Raw genomic sequence first — 20,111 nt, forward strand, 5'->3', positions numbered from 1 at the left:
CTTTAGATTGCTTAATACTGCATCCTTTAAACACCCTTTTTATTGGCAATTCACAAATGCTAACTGAAGTAATATAATGAAACCTTAATTTTTTTTCACCATTTTGTCGTGCTTTTTATATAAATCGATATTTTTGCACCAAATCTTCGTGCTTTTCGTTGTTTTTACATAGAAATAGGAAAAAGCAGAGTTTTTTTCACCGTTTTATCGTGCTTTTTTCTTTACTGGAATGTTTAAATACGAAAGTACTTATTGGTTCTTCTTTTTCTATATCAATCTCATCTTTTTTTCACTAATTCTTCGTGCTTTTAAGTTTTTTTCATCATTTCATCGTGCTTTTTTCTAAGTCTTGTTTAATGGATAAAATTTTCACCTATTTTTCGTGCATAATAGTGGACTTCTTAAGATTTTTTTCGACAAATTTCGACAAACGCTATAGTAGTCTACACTTTTTTTCACAAATTTCTCGTGCTAATTTACTTTATTGCTCTTTATTGGAGAGAATGCGCAATCTTTTCACCATTTTTTCGTGCAAAAATTTTTTTACACAGAAAAAACCTCCCCTAAACCTTGCTATTATACGTTTCTCAATAAATTTTCACCATTTCTTCGTGCTTCAATATTTGTTGTAATATAGCCTTCTACACGTTTTTTCACCATTTTTTCGTGCCATTTACACCCCTTTTTTTCGGTGTATATAATAAAACATAGATAAATATAGATATTAGTTTATAGACTTTTTTTATGGCTAACAGCGCAAACCAAAAATCGAAAGGCCTTAGGCTATTTTTGGTCTTTTAATGATTTATTTTTTTCTATCGTTTCAGAAAGGAGGTTAGAACCAGTGATATACGAGGAAACGTATCAATATTTATTACATAATGTTTCATCAAAGGAATTTGACGTCTGTCTATATTCCCTTCTTCATACGGATTGGGACGGAATAATCCAGGCACCAGCTTCTGTTATTGCAGCTAAAGCCGGTACAAAAAAGAAATACTTAAAGCAGATTATTAAAAAATTCACTTCCTTTAAACGGGGCAATATTTATATTCCTGTGGAAACATCAGAAGGAGTGAAATATAAATTTAAGCGCGGCCTTTCAAGGAATCTAGGATTTAACAGCAAAACTGATCGTTATTGTAAAAAATATTCCTTCTTTTATGAAGAGTCCTTCCAGAATCTATCAATCAATTCTAAAAGATTGCTTTTGATGGCAGCTTTTCGCATGTCTGTGCAAAAAGCTGAATCCGTGATGTTCGATTATCATGATATTGTGCCTTCTAAGTATACATATGGTCATCCTTACTTTACAAAGGGCCGTCTTTACGAAGCGATTAGTGAAATCAACAACTCTAAAATTGCCGATACAGTTAAAGTTCAATTAGTGGGTAATATTTACACACGAAAGCTTGCTGTATCGTTTGAATTTGTACAAGGAACTTTAAATGAATTTGCCAGCAATTACACAGAAAGAACGCTTTTGCGCAAAAAAATGTTCCAAGCAGGCTATCATGGCTACCTTAATGACAGTTTTTGCATGGAAATCGAAAGTGTAGGCAAATATTTATATAACTCTCTATTTAGCAATGAAAAAATAATCGCTAAACAGAGGGTTATTACTGATGCTAAAGATGAGATACTTTCATTAGCTCGATTTATCTACGATACAGCAATTGAGCAGCTGGCAACAGCACTTCCTTCGAATACTCATTTTTTGACTGATCCAAAACAGGCTTCAGCTTATTTCAGCACGATTATATACAATGTGCTTATTAATGAGATGGGTAAATACGGTCATCAGGCAGAGAGCATTAAATCCCTTCTAGACAATCATTATTTACATAAAACAATTGTAGAAAAAGAAACCGGCAGAGAAATTATGCATGTTGGGATTGAAGATCAAATTAAACCAATTAAACAGCGCTTTGAAAAGGCAAATCATATCTTTGATGTTCTAAAAAGTTGGTCTGAGAACTGGGTTATTGCCCGTACAAAATCAATTATAGAGGATTCACAAGTACTGATATCTTCAAAAGATGAAGATAAAAAGCAGGAAATAAAGCAAAAACGAGGCTGGAGTGATGCAGAAGCGGCGAAGAATCATATCCAAACATTAAAGGAGCAGTCTTACGAGCAAATTAACAAGCTAATAAACCAATGTATAACATATGGAAACAAAGCTATTGAAAAGGATGAACGCATTAAATCCATAACAACTGCTAAAGATTCTTTAGCTTCCTTTTTTGCGATACATACCGAAAAAATTTTAAAACCACTATAACGACACAGGCAAACACTGGCTATTAGGCGAGTGGATCTTGTGCTGCCCACAAAAATACTAATTTATCAGCATCCTTTTTATTCCAACATTTATTCCCCTTCATTAAACTTTTCAACTACTAAAAAAACCATATATTGTAAAAACTCTATTTTTTTGCCCTTTTTTAAGGCTGTGAATTGTAATTTAATATTTGTTATTAGTTTTTTATTTATTGTTATTTGCTTTATTACAATGTGATTTAATTTATTTAATTTGTTATTGGTTATTGTTAACTTGTGGAAAGATAATTTTTTCTGTTAGAGAGGATTTTTTGTCTGTTTATCTAAAAACTTTACTTGTGACTGGCATTTTACTGCTTTTTTTGGTTTTAGAAAATTGGATAATAGGAAGGTTTGTTGAGGATTTTTGTTAATGGTTCTAAGTTATTGTTCTAATTAATGTCCTAAATATTATTCTAAATAGTTATCTAAAATAAGGAAATAAAGCTTACCACCCATTTTTTGCTATATATAATGAAAATCGCTATTTCTTTGTAATTGGCATTTAACTATAGCAAAACGTCTACTTATAGTATATTCGTCTAGCATTCAATTATTCCTATTTCAAACAAAAAAGTTTCCAACATACATGGATATACTTTATAAATACTAATAAATCTAAAAAATCCATTCTTTCCCTATTATATTAATCTATTACACTTTTTAATTTATGCATAAAATAAAATTAAATAAGGTTAAGGAGGAATTTTAATGAGTAATGTTTGGTTTCCAGGTGGAAGAAATGGTGATAATAATCAAAGAAATAAATCAAATTCACGTTCAGGTGACAGTGATAGCCGCTCCGATGCTAATGTAGATTTTGAATCTGATAATGACTTAAGAAATGATACTGATGTTGATAACCGCAATGATTTAAAGAATGTTGATAAAAATACTAATATTGCAAAGGTAAAAGACTCTGGTAATGCGAAGATTGATTTGAAAATCGACGTAGATTCAGATTCAAATGCTCGTGTACGCTCTCGTTCCAGAGCAAATGCAGACACAGAACAAGATCAAGACAACAACCAAGATAATGACCAAGACCAAGAATAATACAACGAAGGCGAGCACGGTATAACCATGTCTCGCCCATTTTTATGTAAGGAGAGTTGTTCATGTCTCCCCATCGCAGACAAATAGATAAGGAAAACAATATCTATCAGTTTCGTAATAACGGGAATGCTGAACTTGATACGAACAACGCACAAATCGGCCAAAGCGGCAATTCAGATGTCGATGTATATGTAAATATTGAGATAGATACAAAACCTATTGCTTATGCACTGTTGTCCTCATTACTGGCCACAAAGCAAATTACCCGTTTCGAATTTGAAGAAGCGATAAAAAACTTAGAAAAATTAACAAAGAAACAAAAAAAGCATATTCCTGGATTACGATTTTTTGGTCCTTTGAAGGATAATTAGAAAGAAATTATCTAACTCTTAAGGTCTCTCTTAAATGAAGTCCCTTCTGTTTCTATTCTAATCACTAAAAAACCTCAAATGAGAGTCTAACTTAGCATATTAACTAACAAGGCTTGTAGTGCCGTCACAAGCCTTGTGAAGTACATATAAGAAATTGGGGTTCGGATATGGAGCGGAAATTACAAAATGTATTGCTGAAACTGTTCAAGTAGCATTTACTTCTTAATAGATAAAATGGCTATATGGCTGCCTCCTCAAAAGCCATATAGCCATTTCTATTATTGGGACAGTCTTAAAATAATATTGTCTACAACATTGGATAAATTTCCGTTTTTATACTGCAGTATGAAATCACTGTATAACATTCTAAGCACATCTTTCACCTCAAAGCTATACTCCATATTCAACTCTGCAATATCACTTAGCATTACCTCTAGCCTCAAAGCTTGTTTTCGATTGATTAAGCATTTTATCATTTTCTTTTTTGGGGAATTTACAGGAACCAATATTTCACTTTCTTCCTCTTGATAGGAGTTAACCTTTATGGCATTTTGAGAGCGCGCTGTCAGTTCATGATAAAGCTCGACAGGATTGCTTCTCTTTTTTGCTTGGTATAAAAAATCATCCAACAGTAATGTTACTAAATCAATATGAGTGAATTTCTCATTGGCAGCTTCAGAAACATCATCACAGAAGAGCTCTCCACGTAAATATTCGGAAACAGGTACGTAAAAAGTATAAGACAACAATGTTGGTGTCGTTAACTTTCTCGTAGCTTTCATGAACCATTTATCAAAAAAATTATAGGGACTATAGGAAAGCTCCCGTATTTCATCATCGTAAATAGGAAATCTGCTTTTTTTCACCTGTTCCTTTTCACCTCTTCTTCGAGCATAAATGCAAGTATTCGATATGCTGCCTCTTTCAAGCTGCAGTCCCATCTTACCTTCATTTCAAAAAGTTGATCATGATAAACCTTTTCTAACTTAGCTGGATATGGTTGTCCTTTTGGATCATAAGGACGTATAGGGAAATCTTTAAATTCCTGGAGTCCCTTCTTTACTAAAATGGAACAATAAGGAGTCGGATCAAGTCCCATTTTTTTGGCTAATATTTTCAGTAGTCTCCGTTCTTGCGGATTAAAAGGGATTTTCACATCCTTTTTTTTATCGCTTCTCTCTTTTCTTCCTTCCATCTTCGTAATCGGTTTTTTCCGAACTATTTCTTTTTTTGTTTCTAATATAGATCTGCTTGTTTTATTCGTAAATATCGGATTGATTGGTTCCATCTTCTCCCTCTCTTCCTCCCTTTTGTCTTTTATTTCATTTATCTTAGTGTCAAATTGTCAGAATGTTATAGTTCTAGACTATGAAGAGGTCTATGAATATAGAACGTATAAACTTTAAGTTTTTTGGACAAACTATGATCATACGAATATTACTATCGATTAGGAGGTAAATAATATGGCTTCTGGAAAAGGAAAAAATACAGGAATTGAAAATGATAAATTGAGAAAGTTAGCTGAGTTAGCAAAAAAATCTAAAACAGTAAAAAAAGGAATCGTAAAATAAATTTAGTATTTATGTTCAAAGGTAATACATAGATGTAATGACTACTATAAATCAGCGTACAATTTACGTCATTACGATAACTAAATAGCTTAAAAAATACCAACAATTAGAAGAAGCAAATAAGGTGGAATATAATCATTCAAACCTTCATAGCCTAATATAAACACCTTGAAAATATCGTCGTAAATAGAATGTAAAAGTTGGTTTTACGTAAAAAACTAAGTTAATAACATGCTATTTACGTACATACTATCTTCAGTAATGAAGTAGTCTTGTCAAAACAATCTTGTTTTTACGTAGAAAAGGGGATTTGAACGAATGATCCTTGTAAATAAAAAACTTGGTTTTTAAATAGCTGGGAACGTTTTGACTAAGAACTTAACTAAAAATATTCCTATAAATTTGAATTTATAGACACTATATAAGCCCACTATATAAAGTGGGCTTATATAGTGTCTATACTAATTTATAAAAAATAATTACATCTAATCACTTGTTATATAAGGATTTAATTATGGTCACTATATAAAGAGACTATTATAACTAAATATGAAAAAATACAACTAAAAAACAATTAAAAAAACATGAAAAATCAATTGTTTTTGCATGATTATCGGTATTTTAGAGATTTATGGTGTTTTTTCTATTCGAAAAAGCTATAAAAATAACGAATATCACTATATGGTGTCTTTATATAGACACTATAAACAAACGCCTATATTATAGGACTTTTATAGATATATAGTTAAAAATACACCTATAAATATGCTATATAGACACTTGTATTAGAGACTATAATTAGTTATTATAGAGTTTATAAGTAATATGTTAGGAGGAAGATTCTTGGATCATAACCTTCATGAGTTACATAAGCATGTTAAGTTTAGTGATGAGGTACTGGCAATGTTCATTGATATTATTGGCCAAGACCCCAGCTTACTTAAAGTGTTCCAGTACATAGCTATTGAGGAGCAAAGAAATAAAGAACGAGGTGTGTCTATAAGTCATATAATTGAAAATGTAAAAGTTGAACGTCTTGTCAGGAAAACTGTTGGCAAAAACAAGTACGTATATGAGGAAGTATTTACGAACATTGAACGTAAAAATGTTGAAAAAATGGTAGATAAGCTTATGTTTATGTCGCTTATATATCATGAAGCAATTAAGCCCTATAAGTTTCTGTTTCTTACAAATCGAGGAAAACAGCTTATAGCCAAACTAGTCGAGAATAAATCGAAGGACAAGGAGCTGCGTAAATAATGGCAAAAACATTCACTAAGAACCAGCCGGCAATAAATATCACTATGGTGGGATTTGGACAAGCCGGAACAAGGATGGCAGACCGTTTTGCTGCTTTTAAAAGAGAGGATAATACATCTGTTTACAATTGCATTGCTTTAAACAGCAATGATGGTGATTTAGCCGGTTTAAAAAACATATCTACAAATAACAGAGTAAGCCTGGAACTTGGCGGATTAGGCAAAAACCCAGAAGAAGCTGTACATATATTAGAGAAAAATGAAAAAGCGAAGGAAAAGCTGAAGTCCTTTATACAAGAAAGAATCAGACCGCAGGATGATCTAGTTATGTTCTTCGCTGGTCTTGGCGGCGGAACAGGCACTTCTACTATCGTTAAAGCAATTGAGGAGTTTTATGATTACAACAACAAACCGAAAATCATAGAAGAATTTAATCTAATTCGTCAGGAAATCGGTGATGCTGAAGTAAAGGCAAATGCCAAGAAATACTTAAAAGAAGCTTCTATTAGAGCAAGAAGAAAATTCATTAAGATTGGTGTTGTTGTGACAATACCTACACGTGCGGATGGTCCTGATGCCCTTCGACAAGTAAATAATTTTGCTCAACAGATTTGGGATATCGCAAAAAACCCTAATAAAGGCGTTGCTTTTGTAGTTTTTGCAGACAATCAGCATTTTTATGATGAGTTTAAACAGCTGCCTGAAAACAGCAGAAATGGTATTGATAACTACAGAGACTATGCAAACAATGAAATCGCAGAGATTTTCCATGAATTGAACACTGCTACTACTGGCGGCGGAACAGCGGTCACTTTTGATAGTGCTGACTTTAGACGGGTTGTACTGGAGCATACAGGATCACTTGTTATCAGCAGATTTTCTAAGCCGAGCAATTCGGTGAGAAATGGTCATGATGTTACTGCAATGTTTAAAGAAGCGATCGAGAGCAGTAATTTACATCAGCCTATACAGCTGTTTGATAAAGAAACGAATACATCAGCAAGAATTCATCATATTGGACTGCTTGCAATCCTCGATAAATCCAATGATATTGGCAGTTCTTTTATTGATGATGCCAGAGAAGAAATTATTGAAAAACTTCCGTTAAACGGTACAGTTTTTAGTGGATATTTGGAGGAAAAAAACAACTTTTCAACGAGTGTTTATACGTTCTTTAAAGCTGATGCCCTTCCAGAACGCTTAGCTAAAGGTTTAGTAAAGGAATATGAAGATTTTAAAGCAAGACAGCAGGAAGTAAGCTACCAGCAGTCAGTAATCAGCTCAATCGCTGCTGCCAATGATGATGAAGATTTTGATCTTGATTTTGAAGAATTAGGCTTAGCAGAATTTATGAGTAATGAAAAACCGGCTGATAAAAACGATACTGACAGTGATATAGATTTAGATGATATCGATTTAAGCTTGCTAGATGACTAATTTTAAAGGTAAAAGCTATTGAATTCCCCTTTCCTATCGTACATTTAGACTGGGATTTGGGCTTTTCTAAGAAAACTTCAGGTATAAAGCCTGAAGTTTTTTTGTTTTACAGGAATTTAATTAGGTTTATCCTATTAAAACTTCTTGGTAAGGCCCCTTTTCGCTGTTTTTCCACCAATATTACCCCTAATTTAGTATTAGTAGGTGTATTTTTTGTAATGTAAACGATTCATAAATGAATCCATTTATGTAAATGTATATATTTTTATATAAATGACTACTTAAATACCGTTTTTTCATTCGTGCATATACGTAAAACTTCGCTTAATTGCCTATTAGAAAACCTCATATTTATGTGATTTTAACGATCTTTATATATAAAATCCATCGTAAATGATAGGTAAATCTATAATTTACATAAAAAGCAGAAAACTATATATGTAAAACTACGTAAAAATAATATTATATTTATATAGCTTTATTTGGAAACTATATTGCGTTTACGTAATTATTCTATAAATACCGTATGTATTTACAATAACTTAAATCGTAGATGATCCGTAAGAGTGTATTCTATGTAAATCCAATGTATTTGTTTACGTAAATGATAATAAATCCAAAATTTAATTACGTAACTAGTATGTAAATATAAAAACATAGCATCGTACGGCTAACGTAAATTGACAAAGTGTAAGTCATTTTATAATTCGTAAACATCTCGTAAAAAGAATCTTTATGTAAAAACTAAGTTATATTTACGTAAATTATATAGTGGTTGATGAGATTGAAGTATCGTTGAATGGTTTACTTTACGTACGAATTACGTAAATAATATACGTTGATAACTAAGTTGTTTTCGTAAGTGGTTCGTAAAACAATGGTTTACGACATGTTTTGATTTGTATAGTTGGTCAATGTCGTAAATATTATGTTTATTTACGAAATGAATTGAGGTGTTTATGTTTTCCAGTTCGATAAACAACTTCTCTTCAACGTAAATACAACGTTGCAATTATATAGATTTATAAAGAGAAAATTCGTAAACGAACCGTAAAAATACCGTTTACAAGCTTTGATTTTTTTAGAAACTAAGTGTAAAATCAAATAAAGTGGTTTTTTTGAGCAACTGGAGGTGAGCAAAGTGGAAGATAAACATCAACGTGAGGAATTAAAGGAATTATTACTAGAAGAATTTCAATTTGACCAAATTTATAATCTAGCATTATCCCATACTTCTGAAGAGGATATTTGGACAGATTCAATCTTATCCATTAATCCAGATACTCATTATGTAGCGATTAAGGCTAGCGAATTTATAGGCAGAGATGATGCCACTATTAGGCATTATTTACGGAGTGAACTTTCTGATATATACATTAAACCGCAAAAGCACGGTAGGTACTATCGCCTGAATTACATAACTATATTTAGGATTCACCTTATTTCATTATTAATGGAAAAGGTAGGGATGACAACAAACCAGCTGTTGGTGGAATTAGGTGCCGAGCCTACATTTGAATCCAATAGAAAGAGTTCAAACGATGCTTTGCTTGAACAAATTTCTAACTTTAAAGAGGCAGTAAATTATTTATATAACAGTAATATGAACTATCAAAACTTGCTGCTTGAAATCCTTTCGATGGATCGTTCCGTAAATCAGCTGAAATATGAAATTACCCAGCTTGAAAGAGAAATGAGTGAAAGTAATCAGGAAATTAAGCAATTAGAATCATCTGCCTATCAGGATTATTTACTAGATCGGCAGAATCATATTATGGTTGCCTCATTAAGGAAAAAACAAAAGACCTCGATATTTTCCTTGTTTAAAAAGGAAAGTGATGATGAGCCCTTAATCACAGATGAAGTAGATAAGCAGCTAAAGGAAAAACGGATGGATGCTATAAAAGACCAAATAGCGCAGCTGAAATCAGATATACAAGCATACAGTGAAAAAAGGGAATCTTTAGTTACGAAGTTGACTGAAGATGAAAAGAAACTGTTAGTTCTTACAGAACAGCAAAAATATATGCTTTCTGACAGCAACAGTGGCAGAATGATAGAGGCTGCTGCCGATCTTGAAACGGTTGAATAATGTTAAATTAGTTACCCAGACATTGTGCTTGGAGAGAGGGATATCTCTCCTGATGCGATGCTGGGTTTTTTTATGTTCTTTTGAAATATATAAGGTGGATATAACTGTATATGACTGCAGTCGAACGTATATTTTAAAAAGGGACATATGTCCTTTCTAACTTACTTGTTTTTCTATTTAATAGAGGAAGAAGGGTGGAAGGATAAGATGAAGGGTATTCTTTTTGCGTTACTTGGCGGTGTTTTTATTACAATTCAGAATATAGCAAATGCCCATATACGGGAGGATATTGGTATTTGGCAAACAGCCAGTTTAACTCAGTTCTCTGGATTTGTGCTGGCTTTAATAATTCTTTATTTTTCTAAAGATATAAATTGGAAAAGTGTTGGAAATGTTCAGCCTATCTATTGGTTTGGGGGAGCATTTGCAGCGATAATCCTGTTTAGTAATATGGAAGCAATAAAGCATATTGGTGTTACATTTACTGTATCATTTGTTCTCATATCCCAGCTTTTGCTAACATTTATAATAGACATAAATGGCTGGTTTGGAATGGAGAAGCGTAAATTAAGAGCTGCTGATTTTATAGGAATTGCGATGATGATAGGTGGAGTATTGTTATTAAAACTGTGACTGGCGGGAGTATGAATGAAGGAATGGAAAGATGATGTAAAGCTAAATTCTTTTTTGGAGCAATATGGATTAACAGCCGTTTTTAATGAGCATTTAATAAAGCATGCTCTGTTATGTGAATTTGAGCAAGGGGAAACAATTTGTACACAAGGAGAATCAGCACATTTCCTTTACGTGCTAGTTAGCGGCAAGATTAAAGTATATACAACTTCCTTGGATGGTAAAATACTTATTTTGTCCTTCAAGCAGCCGCTAGAGATTATAGGTGATGTAGAGTTCGTAAATGGAGCAGAACTACTCAATACTGTAGAGGCTGTGTCGGATAGTGTAATGATGGTTGGAATCAGTTTTGAATGGCTTAAAAGATATGGTTATAACGATGCTGAATTTCTTCAGTTTCTGCTCAATATTATATCTCATAAATTTTACAGAAAGTCCACTACGATGAGTTTTAATTTAATGTACCCAGTTGAAGTCAGACTGGCTAGCTATTTACTTTCTGTTTCAACAATGAAAGAACATACAGTAGCTGAAAAACTGGATTGGCTTGATTTAAAGGATGTAGCTAACTTCATCGGCACAAGCTATCGGCATGTGAATCGGGTAATAAAACAATTCTGTTTGGACGGGTTAATAGAAAAAAAGAAAGGTGTTATTACGATTAAAGACAGTGCTGGACTTATGAAGATGGCAAAGGATAATATTTACGAACAATAAGGAGGAATATTATGCTGGGAATGATACTGGCTACTATGGCAGGAGCGCTTGTTGGAGTGCAAAATATCTTTAATAACAAAGTGATGGTGAAAGCTGGCTCATGGACAACAACGACATTAGTTCTTGGAATGGGATTTGCTGCATCGTTCTTCATTGGTTTAGCTGTGGAAGGGAAAAGCCTTTTTGACTTTTCTAATATGGAGCTATGGTATTTATTTAGCGGCTTTATTGGTGTCTGTGTCGTTTATTGTGTAACGAAAGGAGTAAAGCTGCTTGGGCCAACATTCGCTATTGCAATAGTGATGTTTGCACAACTCGGTTTTGCTGTATTATCTGATACTTTTGGCTGGTTCGGTACAGAGCCTATTCCATTCACCTTTAAACAGCAGCTAGGGGTATTGATTATTATTGGCGGTATTTTAATGTTTAAGTTAGGCGACAGCAAGAAAGGTAACGTTTCTGGAGTGTTAAAGAAAGCAAGTTAAAAGGGCTTGATAGCCCTTTTTTATTTTGTAAATAAGTTTAAACATTTTTTTGCAATATATTCTTCTTCAAGAAGGCTTCTTCAATTAATGATAATAAATGTGTGGAGGCTTTGCCGTTTAAATTGTTTGTTCTTCGTAATAGCCCGATTACAGGTGCAGCGTCTATCCCATTAATCTCTAATACTTTTGTGCCAGGAAAGGGGAAGGAATGAGCTGTACGGGTAAAAAGAGATATCCCTAGGCCAGCCTGAACATAATGCTTGTGTGCCATACTGCTCGAAATCTCAAGCTTTTTATAATTTGTACCGATTTTCTCTACAATTGTTTGTTCAATTTTTATTCTTATCGGGCAATTATGAGGTGTAAATAGAATGGTCTCCTCCAGTAAATCCTCCACTTCTGCTATTCCCTTTTCAGTAAGCGGATGCGACTCAGAAACTAGCAGAACAATGTCATCATAATATAACGGTTTAAATACATTCTCCATTGAAACTTCCGGTGCTCCGCAAATGGCAAAATCAATCTCGTCTTGATAAAGCATTGTACTTAATGTATTGGCATCAGCAACATGAAGAGAAATTTCTACTTTTGGAAACTTTTCAACAAAATCAGCGATAATGGCTGGGAGTTCAAGACTTGCTGTAGGCTCTGAAACACCAATGCGAATTAAACCTGCCAAACCGCCTTCCAAGTCCTGCAATGTTTTATCAAGGCGATCATACTCTCTTAATAAAGCATTGGCGCGTTCATAAAACAGCCGGCCAGCTTCTGTCATTTTTAATGTTTTGCCTCGCTCTAGCAGTTTTTCGCCGACTTCTTCCTCCAGATGTTTAATATGAAGTGTAATTGTTGGCTGCGAATAATTTAATGCTTCTGCCGCCTTTAAAAAGTTTCCATATTTTACAATTGTCGTGAATGTGCGGATTGCACGAATCTCCATGTTAAACACCTCTTTAAGTTATAAATTTAGTAATTCTGAATCCCAGCTTTAATTTTACTGATTATACTTTCTGAATTATTTGCTTTATTATAATCTATATTATCAACTAATCCAAGTGGTTTAGAGGGAATTTCGAAAGGGGAAGTAAAATGCCGACAATTACAATCGTAGCTGGTGGGAATTCTATTCACTCTCGTTTAACAGGCATATTGAATTATGCAGAGGAATTTTTGAAAAGCAACAGTATCGATGTTGAAATTATCCAAGTTCATCAGCTTCCAAGTGAAGCATTAATCAAGGCCGATTTCAAAAATGAGAAAATTCAAGAGGTAAATCAATTAATTGAAAAGAGTGATGGTGTGATCTTTCTAACCCCAGTGTATAAGGCAGCGTACTCTGGTATTTTGAAAACATATATTGACCTTCTGCCACAGAAGGCTTTAAAAGACAAGGCAGTGCTCCCACTAGCTTTAGGAGGTACATACGGTCATCTATTAGTGATCGATTATGTGCTTAAACCGGTGCTGATCAACTTAGGAACAACAAATATAAATGGCGGTGTCTATATACAGGATACACAAGTGACAAAGCAGGATGATAATACTTTTACGCTGGCAGATGAAACAATATCAAGATTAAATGAATCATTATCCCAATTTGTTAAATCAATCGTGAGGTGAAAAATATGGCATTTAAATTAAGCATTCTTGATCAGAGTCCTGTTGGTGAAGGAGAAACAGCAGAACAGGGGCTCCAAAATACGGTGAGGTTAGCACAGGCAGCTGATCAGTTGGGCTATCATCGTTTTTGGGTTTCAGAGCATCATAATAACGGTCAATTAGCTGGGTCTGCACCAGAAAGCTTAATCGGCTTTCTGCTGGCAACTACTAAAAATATTAGAGTCGGTTCTGGGGGCATAATGCTACAGCATTACAGCCCATATAAAGTTGCCGAAGTGTTTCATGTGCTCTCATCGCTCGCTCCAGGAAGAGTCGATCTTGGTGTGGGCAAAGCACCAGGTGGCTTAAACTTATCTACAAAAGCACTGCAGGAAGACAAAGTAGAAGCCCAAAAGTCTTTTGAAGAAAAACTGGCTGATTTAAAGCAATATATTTACCATAAGGAGCGTGACTTAGATTTAGTGGCTGCTCCTACTCCAAGGGTGAGACCAGATCTTATACTTCTTGGAGGAAGTGCAGAAAGTGCAGAACTGGCTGCAAAACTTGGAATATCCTTTGTGTTTGCTTACTTTATAAATGGAGAGCAAAATGTTCTAAAAGAAGCAAGAGAACGGTTTAAGCAGTTTTCACCGGCTGGTGGTGGGCAATTTATAGTGGCATTGACAGTAGCTGTTGCTGAAACTGATGAAAAAGCTGATTCCTTTATTAAGCAAAGAGAGTCTGTCAAGGTAATACTGGCAGATGGGAAGAAGTTAAATGTAGGTTCTTTGGAGCAGGCGGAAAAGGTAATCAGCCAGTATGAAGAAACAGATTATCAGCTTATCGTTCAAAAAGCGGGTTATGTTGCAGGTTCGAAGGAAAGTGTCAGGGATGCTCTTAGCAGTCTTGCTAAAGAGCATGAAATCGATGAAATCATTTCCTTATCACCAATTGTGGACATTAATGACAGGTTAAGTTCTTATAAGCTATTAAGTGAGGCATTTGCAGAAGAGAGTATTCACATAGAAAAAGAAAATGAAGGAGTGGGAATATAATGAGTCAAAATAAAAAAGTGGTAGTGTGGAGCAAAGTTGGATGTAGTTATTGTGAACAAGTCAAATCTTACTTATCAGATAATAATTTTGAGTATTCAACAATTGATGTGACAGAAAATGATTCTTTAAGAGATGTGCTTGAAGTTAAATATGGTATTCGCTATGTACCGGTAGTAGAGGTAAGTGACGGGGATTCTGCAGAATATAAAGCCGTTTTTAAAGTAGACCTGGAAGCATTAAAAGAAGCATTAGCTTAATTTTTTAATTTAAAGTTGACTATTTTCATTGGAATAATAAAAATTTGTGGAAGGTGGCTAAAACATGGTGAAGAAAATAAAGTTTGGTGCAATGATTCATGGAATTGGCGGGACAACAGATGGATGGCGTCACCCATCTGTTCCTGCAGATGCAAGTGTTAGTTTACCGTTCTATAAAGAACGAGCAAGGCTTGCAGAAAAAGCAAATTTCAGCTTCATTTTTGTGGCTGACGGACTGTCTATCAATGAAAAGTCACTGCCTCATTTCTTAAACAGGTTTGAGCCGATTACTTTACTGACTGCAATAGCAGGTGCTACAGAAAGGATAGGGATTGTCGGGACACTTTCCACTTCCTATAGCCAGCCTTTTAATGTCGCCAGACAGTTTCTATCATTAGACCATATAAGTGCAGGAAGAGCAGGCTGGAATGTTGTAACATCTCCATCAGCTGGAGCAGCTCAAAATTTCAATGAGACAGAGCTTCCTTCCCATGAGGAGCGCTATAAAAAAGCATCTGAACATCTCACTGTAGTTAAAGGACTATGGGATTCTTGGGAAGACGGTGCATTTGTCAGAAATAAGGACACTGGAGAATTTTTTGATAAAGAAAAAATGCATGCGTTAAATCATGAGGGAGAGTTCTTTTCCGTTAAAGGACCTTTGAATTTGGAAAGATCACCGCAAGGATATCCTGTTATATTTCAGGCTGGATCATCTGAAAGGGGCAAAAAATTTGCGGCGGAGTCAGCAGATGCGATTTTTACAGGTCACGAAACGTTAGAAGAAGCTATTGCGTTTTATCATGATGTAAAAACGAAGGCTGCTGAAAATGGTCGCAGTCATGATGATATTTTAATATTCCCTGGAATCAGTCCTATTGTAGCTGACACAGTAGAGGAAGCAAATAAGATATATGAGGATTTTATCAGCTTAGTGCCGATTGATAATGCGATTACGTATCTTGGAAGGTTTTTTGACCAATTTGACTTCAGTGTTTTTCCGCTGGATGAACCATTTCCGGATATAGGGGATATAGGCAAGGAAGCTTTTCAGAGCACAACAGACAAAATAAAAAGAATGGCAAAGGAAAATAAGCTGACACTACGCCAAGTGGCTCAGCAGGTTGCCGTTCCAAGAAGCACCTTTATCGGCACTCCTGAAATTGTGGCAGATAAGATTCAGAGCTGGTTTGAAAGCGGCGGTGCAGACGGCTTTATCATCAACTCTGACATTCCAAGCCAATTTAAAGTGTTTGTAGAAAAAGTTGTGCCAATTCTTCAAGCAAGAGGCATTTATGAGGAAGAATATTCAGGCAGCACATTAAGAGACCATTTAGGCCTAAAAAAGCCGATTAATCAGCACAGTCTAAAAAACAATAAAGCTTTAGAAGTATAAAACAGGTAGCGTTTATGGGGAAATTTATCGTTAACAGAATGATTGCTGCTGTTTTTGTCTTGTTAGGATCTTTGTTTTTAGTGTTTATCATTAATTATTCCCTCCCAGGAGATGCAGTCGATCAAATGCTTGAGGGGACAGGTGCCACTCCTGAGATGGCAGCTAATTTACGGAAAGAGCTAGGTCTGGATTTACCTTTCCACACTCAGTTTTTTGAATATTTAAATAATATTTTGCGAGGAGATTTCGGGAACTCCATTGTTAATCATTCACCCGTGTTATCCAAAATTATTACACAGTTTCCCGCTACCATTGCTTTAACTGTTGTTAGTGCGATTCTATCTATCGTGTTCGGCATTACTTTAGGTGTTTTTTCAGCAATCCACCATAACACCGTGATTGATTATGTTGCAAGATTAATCGGACTTTTTGGCATTTCTATGCCAACCTTCTGGTCAGGCATCTTACTAATTCTCATATTCTCCGTGACCTTAGGCTGGTTTCCTTCCATAGGATCTGACGGTTGGATTACATTAGTACTTCCTTCTATCGCACTTGGACTTGTAGGTTCTGGTGCAATCGTCCGTATGGTAAGGAACAGTATGCTTGAGGTGATGACTGAGCAATACATCCTGACATTAAGGTCGAAGGGGTTATCAGAAAAGGTGGTTATGTATAAACACGCTTTAAGGAATGCTCTAATTCCATCGATTACAATTATAGGAATGATGATCGGTGATATGCTGGGCGGGGCGGTAGTGATTGAAACGGTATTTTCCCGTCAAGGCATCGGAAGGCTTGTGGCAGATGCCATTACGGCAAAGGATTTGCCAGTTGTCCAAGGGGTAGTGTTTTTTTCTGCGATTGTTTATATATTAATAAATTTTATTGTGGACATCTTATATTCAGTTATTGATCCTCGTGTCCGAAAATCATTTTAGGAGGTGTGACTCACTTGAAAGAAACGGTATTAGCTGGGCAAATCAAAAAAACGACTGTAGTTAAAAAGAAAAAACGAATTTTCCACCCCGAGCATGTTTTTATCTATGTGGCCGGAAGTATTATTTTTTTCTTATTGGTTTGTGCAGTATTTCCACAGTGGGTAGCACCTTATGCCCCCACAAAAATGTTTACAGATGCAATTATGCAAGCACCTTCGGCCACTCATATTCTCGGTACAGACTACTTTGGCCGGGATGTTTTCAGCTTGATTGTCTTTGGAAGCAGGACATCTCTCATTATCGGTATTTTGTCCGTTATTGTGGCAGCTACTATCGGAATGCTCATCGGGTCTGTAGCTGGATATGCTGGAGGGATGATCGACCTTATTTTCATGAGAATTATTGATATTTTAATGACAATTCCAGGAATGCTGCTGTCTCTTGCCTTTGCCGCAGCATTGGGACCGAGTTTGATGAATATTATTCTCGCCATATCGATCTCGGCAGTGCCTGGCTATGCAAGATTGATGCGGGGACAAATTCTCACATTAAAAAGGAGGAATTTTGTCATTGCTTCAAAATCAATCGGGGTAAGCGATCTTGTCATTTTTTTTCGCCACATTTTGCCTAATGCTTACTCCCCGCTGTTAGTTATGGCGACTAATGGGCTAGGGTCCTCCATTCTTTTGGGAGCAGGGCTAAGCTTTTTAGGATTAGGAATCGTCCAAGAGGTTCCCGACTGGGGAACACTGCTGTCACAAGGCAGAGGCTACTTAGCAGCCGCTTGGTGGATTGCTACATTTCCTGGTATTGCAATCACTTCTTTTGTATTGTCAGCAAATATTATTGGTGACAGTCTCCGTGATTTCCTTGATCCAAAGAAACAGCAGAAAGGAGAAAACGCCTAATGCTCGATATAAATAAGATAAATATAGAATTTAAAACAAAAACAGGGCTCCTTACTGCTGTGTCTGAATTGAACCTGTCTATTAAGGCTGGTGAGTCTGTCTGTTTAGTCGGTGAATCAGGAAGCGGAAAAACAATAACATCAAAGGCCATTATGAGATTGATTGAGTATGAGAATGGCATCATCTCACAAGGAGATATAACCTTTCAAGGTACCAACCTTACTACCAGTGATGAAAAGATGCTCACGTCTATTAGAGGGAAAAAAATCGCGATGATTTTTCAAGAACCTTTGTCTGCTTTTGATCCAGTTTTCACAATTGGCCATCAGATAACGGAAATGATCAGAAAGCATCAAAAAACTTCACAGAAGGCAGCTTGGGAAAAAGGAATAGAACTGCTGAAAAAAGTGGGAATATCAGAGCCAGAGTATCGAATGAAGCAGTATCCGAATGAGTTCTCAGGCGGTATGTTGCAGCGGGCTATGATTGCAATGGCGATATCTTGTGAGCCTGATTTGCTTATAGCGGATGAGCCTACTACAGCATTGGATGTCACTATCCAACAGCAAATTATCGAGTTATTAAAATCATTAAAAGATGAATTTAATATGGGGTTACTGCTGATCACTCATGATTTAGGGATTGCTGCCGAGCTCGCAGACAGAATTGTTGTGATGTATGCAGGAGAAATAGTCGAGAATGCAACTGTTTCGCAGCTATTTCAAACACCGCATCATCCTTATACTAGAGGGCTGCTGAAATCTATGCCGAGCATATCAGCAAGTATTGGCAAGCTGTATTCCATTGAAGGTAGCATACCGAGTTTAAATGACCTGCCAGAAGGCTGCCTTTTTCATCCCCGCTGTCCATTTGCGACGGAAAAATGTAAAAGAGTAAGACCGAATCTTGAAATAGTAAATGACCGTTACTCTGCTTGTTTCTATGCAGAGGAGTTAGTGACAAAATCTGAATGGAGCTTAAGTGATCAACTACAAGAGGAAAAGCTCGCAGAAGACATCGTTATGGAAAAGGCTAACGATAACCCGGAAATCTTGTTGGATATTAAGCAAATCAGCAAGCACTATCCGCTTGGAAGTGGTTTGAAATTTACAAAAAAACAAGTCAAGGCAGTAGATGATGTGTCATTCTCCATTAAAAAAGGCGAGACTTTTGGACTTGTTGGAGAATCTGGAAGCGGGAAATCGACGTTAGGAAGGGCCATTTTGCAGCTGGAAAAACTGTCTGGCGGGGAAGTGCTCTATAATGGTAATCCATTATCAGGACTTAACAGCCGAAAAATGGGCAAATATCGGAAAGAAATGCAGATGATTTTCCAAGACCCCAATAGTTCTGTCAATTCTCGTCTAAAAATAGGAGAGATTATTGCAGAGCCATTAAAGTGGCATTTAAAGCTTTCCAAGGAGGAAATACAAGAAACAGTAGAAGAGCTGCTGGAAAAGGTCGGATTAAAGCGCGAATGGACTGCAAGATATCCTCATGAGTTTTCAGGCGGACAGAGGCAAAGAATTGGAATTGCTAGAGCGATTGCCTTAAATCCATCCTTTATTCTCGCAGATGAAGCACTTTCTGCTTTAGATGTTTCCGTACAGGCTCAAATTATTAATTTACTCCAAGATCTTCAGAAGAAAATGGGCTTGACGTATTTGTTTATTGGCCATGATTTAGGTGTTGTCCAGCATATTTCTGACAGAATTGGTGTTATGTATTTAGGAAAGCTTGTGGAGATTGCACCAAGTAAGGAGATTTTCGAAAAGCCAGCCCACCCTTATACAAGGACATTGATTGACTCTATTCCAAATAGGAAGGGCAAGAAAAAGCTTGAAGCAAAAGGAGAGATTCCCTCGCCGGCAAATCCGCCGTCAGGATGCCGGTTCCGTACGAGATGTCCGTTTGCGAATAGGAAATGTGCCATGGAAGAGCCGGTGTTAACGGAAATACAGAAAGATAGATTTACAGCATGCCATTATCCTTTAGCGTTTATTTAAAGTAGA

General features: G+C 35.7%; 19 protein-coding genes. 16 read left to right on the forward strand and 3 right to left on the reverse strand.

Annotation, left to right across the window (positions count from 1 at the left end):
• Positions 1–844: 844 nt before the first annotated feature.
• The 3 genes from M3600_RS14100 (at position 845) to M3600_RS14110 (ending at position 3,749) form a co-directional block, all read left to right on the forward strand.
• Positions 845–2,284, forward strand: coding sequence for a hypothetical protein (locus M3600_RS14100; RefSeq protein ID WP_251646467.1), 1,440 nt, complete (start codon positions 845–847; stop codon positions 2,282–2,284).
• A 749-nt stretch (positions 2,285–3,033) separates the two neighbouring features.
• The gene (locus M3600_RS14105) at positions 3,034–3,378 is read left to right on the forward strand and encodes a hypothetical protein (RefSeq protein WP_237943371.1); all 345 of its coding nucleotides are present in this window, start codon (positions 3,034–3,036) and stop codon (positions 3,376–3,378) included.
• Positions 3,379–3,440: 62 nt separating this feature from the next.
• Positions 3,441–3,749 (forward strand): hypothetical protein, encoded by a 309-nt coding sequence (locus tag M3600_RS14110; RefSeq protein ID WP_233316974.1) that lies wholly within the window; start codon positions 3,441–3,443, stop codon positions 3,747–3,749.
• A gap of 278 nt (positions 3,750–4,027) precedes the next feature.
• Here the strand turns inward: M3600_RS14110 and M3600_RS14115 are convergent, their stop codons facing one another.
• Both M3600_RS14115 and M3600_RS14120 read right to left on the reverse strand, forming a co-directional pair.
• Positions 4,028–4,615 (reverse strand): hypothetical protein, encoded by a 588-nt coding sequence (locus M3600_RS14115; RefSeq protein WP_233316973.1) that lies wholly within the window; start codon positions 4,613–4,615, stop codon positions 4,028–4,030.
• Positions 4,612–5,037, reverse strand: coding sequence for a hypothetical protein (locus M3600_RS14120; protein WP_233316972.1), 426 nt, complete (start codon positions 5,035–5,037; stop codon positions 4,612–4,614). Before M3600_RS14120 ends, M3600_RS14115 begins: the two co-directional genes overlap by 4 nt.
• Positions 5,038–6,163: 1,126 nt before the next feature.
• Between M3600_RS14120 and M3600_RS14125 the strand changes: the two genes are divergently transcribed.
• The 6 genes from M3600_RS14125 (at position 6,164) to M3600_RS14150 (ending at position 11,943) form a co-directional block, all read left to right on the forward strand.
• Positions 6,164–6,580, forward strand: coding sequence for a hypothetical protein (locus M3600_RS14125; RefSeq protein ID WP_233316971.1), 417 nt, complete (start codon positions 6,164–6,166; stop codon positions 6,578–6,580).
• Entirely contained in the window at positions 6,580–8,016 is a 1,437-nt protein-coding gene (locus M3600_RS14130) for an FtsZ/tubulin family protein (protein WP_233316970.1), read from the forward strand. Before M3600_RS14125 ends, M3600_RS14130 begins: the two co-directional genes overlap by 1 nt.
• A 1,141-nt stretch (positions 8,017–9,157) precedes the next feature.
• Entirely contained in the window at positions 9,158–10,108 is a 951-nt protein-coding gene (locus tag M3600_RS14135; RefSeq protein WP_233316969.1) for a hypothetical protein, read from the forward strand.
• A 207-nt stretch (positions 10,109–10,315) separates the two neighbouring features.
• Entirely contained in the window at positions 10,316–10,741 is a 426-nt protein-coding gene (locus tag M3600_RS14140) for a DMT family transporter (RefSeq protein ID WP_233316968.1), read from the forward strand.
• A gap of 15 nt (positions 10,742–10,756) precedes the next feature.
• A complete protein-coding gene (locus tag M3600_RS14145; RefSeq protein ID WP_251646469.1) occupies positions 10,757–11,458 on the forward strand; it encodes a Crp/Fnr family transcriptional regulator in 702 nt (233 codons plus the stop codon).
• Positions 11,459–11,466: 8 nt separating this feature from the next.
• A complete protein-coding gene (locus M3600_RS14150) occupies positions 11,467–11,943 on the forward strand; it encodes a DMT family transporter (RefSeq protein WP_251646535.1) in 477 nt (158 codons plus the stop codon).
• Positions 11,944–11,980: 37 nt separating this feature from the next.
• Here the strand turns inward: M3600_RS14150 and M3600_RS14155 are convergent, their stop codons facing one another.
• Positions 11,981–12,883 (reverse strand): LysR family transcriptional regulator, encoded by a 903-nt coding sequence (locus M3600_RS14155; protein ID WP_251646470.1) that lies wholly within the window; start codon positions 12,881–12,883, stop codon positions 11,981–11,983.
• A 149-nt stretch (positions 12,884–13,032) separates the two neighbouring features.
• Here M3600_RS14155 and ssuE point away from each other — a divergent pair, with 149 nt between their 5' ends.
• From ssuE to M3600_RS28980, 7 genes are all read left to right on the forward strand, one after another.
• Positions 13,033–13,563: an NADPH-dependent FMN reductase gene (ssuE, locus tag M3600_RS14160; protein ID WP_251646472.1), complete on the forward strand. Its 531-nt coding sequence runs from the start codon at positions 13,033–13,035 to the stop codon at positions 13,561–13,563.
• Positions 13,564–13,568: 5 nt separating this feature from the next.
• On the forward strand, positions 13,569–14,597 hold the full coding sequence (locus M3600_RS14165; protein WP_237943359.1) for an LLM class flavin-dependent oxidoreductase: 1,029 nt from the start codon (positions 13,569–13,571) through the stop codon (positions 14,595–14,597).
• Positions 14,597–14,854 carry a glutaredoxin family protein gene (locus tag M3600_RS14170; RefSeq protein ID WP_233316963.1) on the forward strand — a complete coding sequence of 86 codons (258 nt, stop codon included), beginning with the start codon at positions 14,597–14,599 and terminating at the stop codon, positions 14,852–14,854. The genes M3600_RS14165 and M3600_RS14170 overlap by 1 nt, the downstream gene beginning before the upstream one ends.
• 64 nt (positions 14,855–14,918) lie before the next feature.
• On the forward strand, positions 14,919–16,250 hold the full coding sequence (locus tag M3600_RS14175; protein WP_233316962.1) for an LLM class flavin-dependent oxidoreductase: 1,332 nt from the start codon (positions 14,919–14,921) through the stop codon (positions 16,248–16,250).
• 14 nt (positions 16,251–16,264) lie between these two features.
• Positions 16,265–17,191, forward strand: coding sequence for an ABC transporter permease (locus M3600_RS14180; protein WP_233316961.1), 927 nt, complete (start codon positions 16,265–16,267; stop codon positions 17,189–17,191).
• A 14-nt stretch (positions 17,192–17,205) separates the two neighbouring features.
• Complete coding sequence (locus tag M3600_RS14185) at positions 17,206–18,099, forward strand: ABC transporter permease (RefSeq protein ID WP_245400082.1); 894 nt, start codon at positions 17,206–17,208, stop codon at positions 18,097–18,099.
• Entirely contained in the window at positions 18,099–20,105 is a 2,007-nt protein-coding gene (locus M3600_RS28980) for an ABC transporter ATP-binding protein (RefSeq protein WP_282581447.1), read from the forward strand. The genes M3600_RS14185 and M3600_RS28980 overlap by 1 nt, the downstream gene beginning before the upstream one ends.
• Positions 20,106–20,111: the final 6 nt, after the last annotated feature.

Origin of the sequence: Niallia sp. MER 6, from assembly GCF_023714395.1 — a bacterium.
Lineage (GTDB): Bacteria > Bacillota > Bacilli > Bacillales > Cytobacillaceae > Niallia.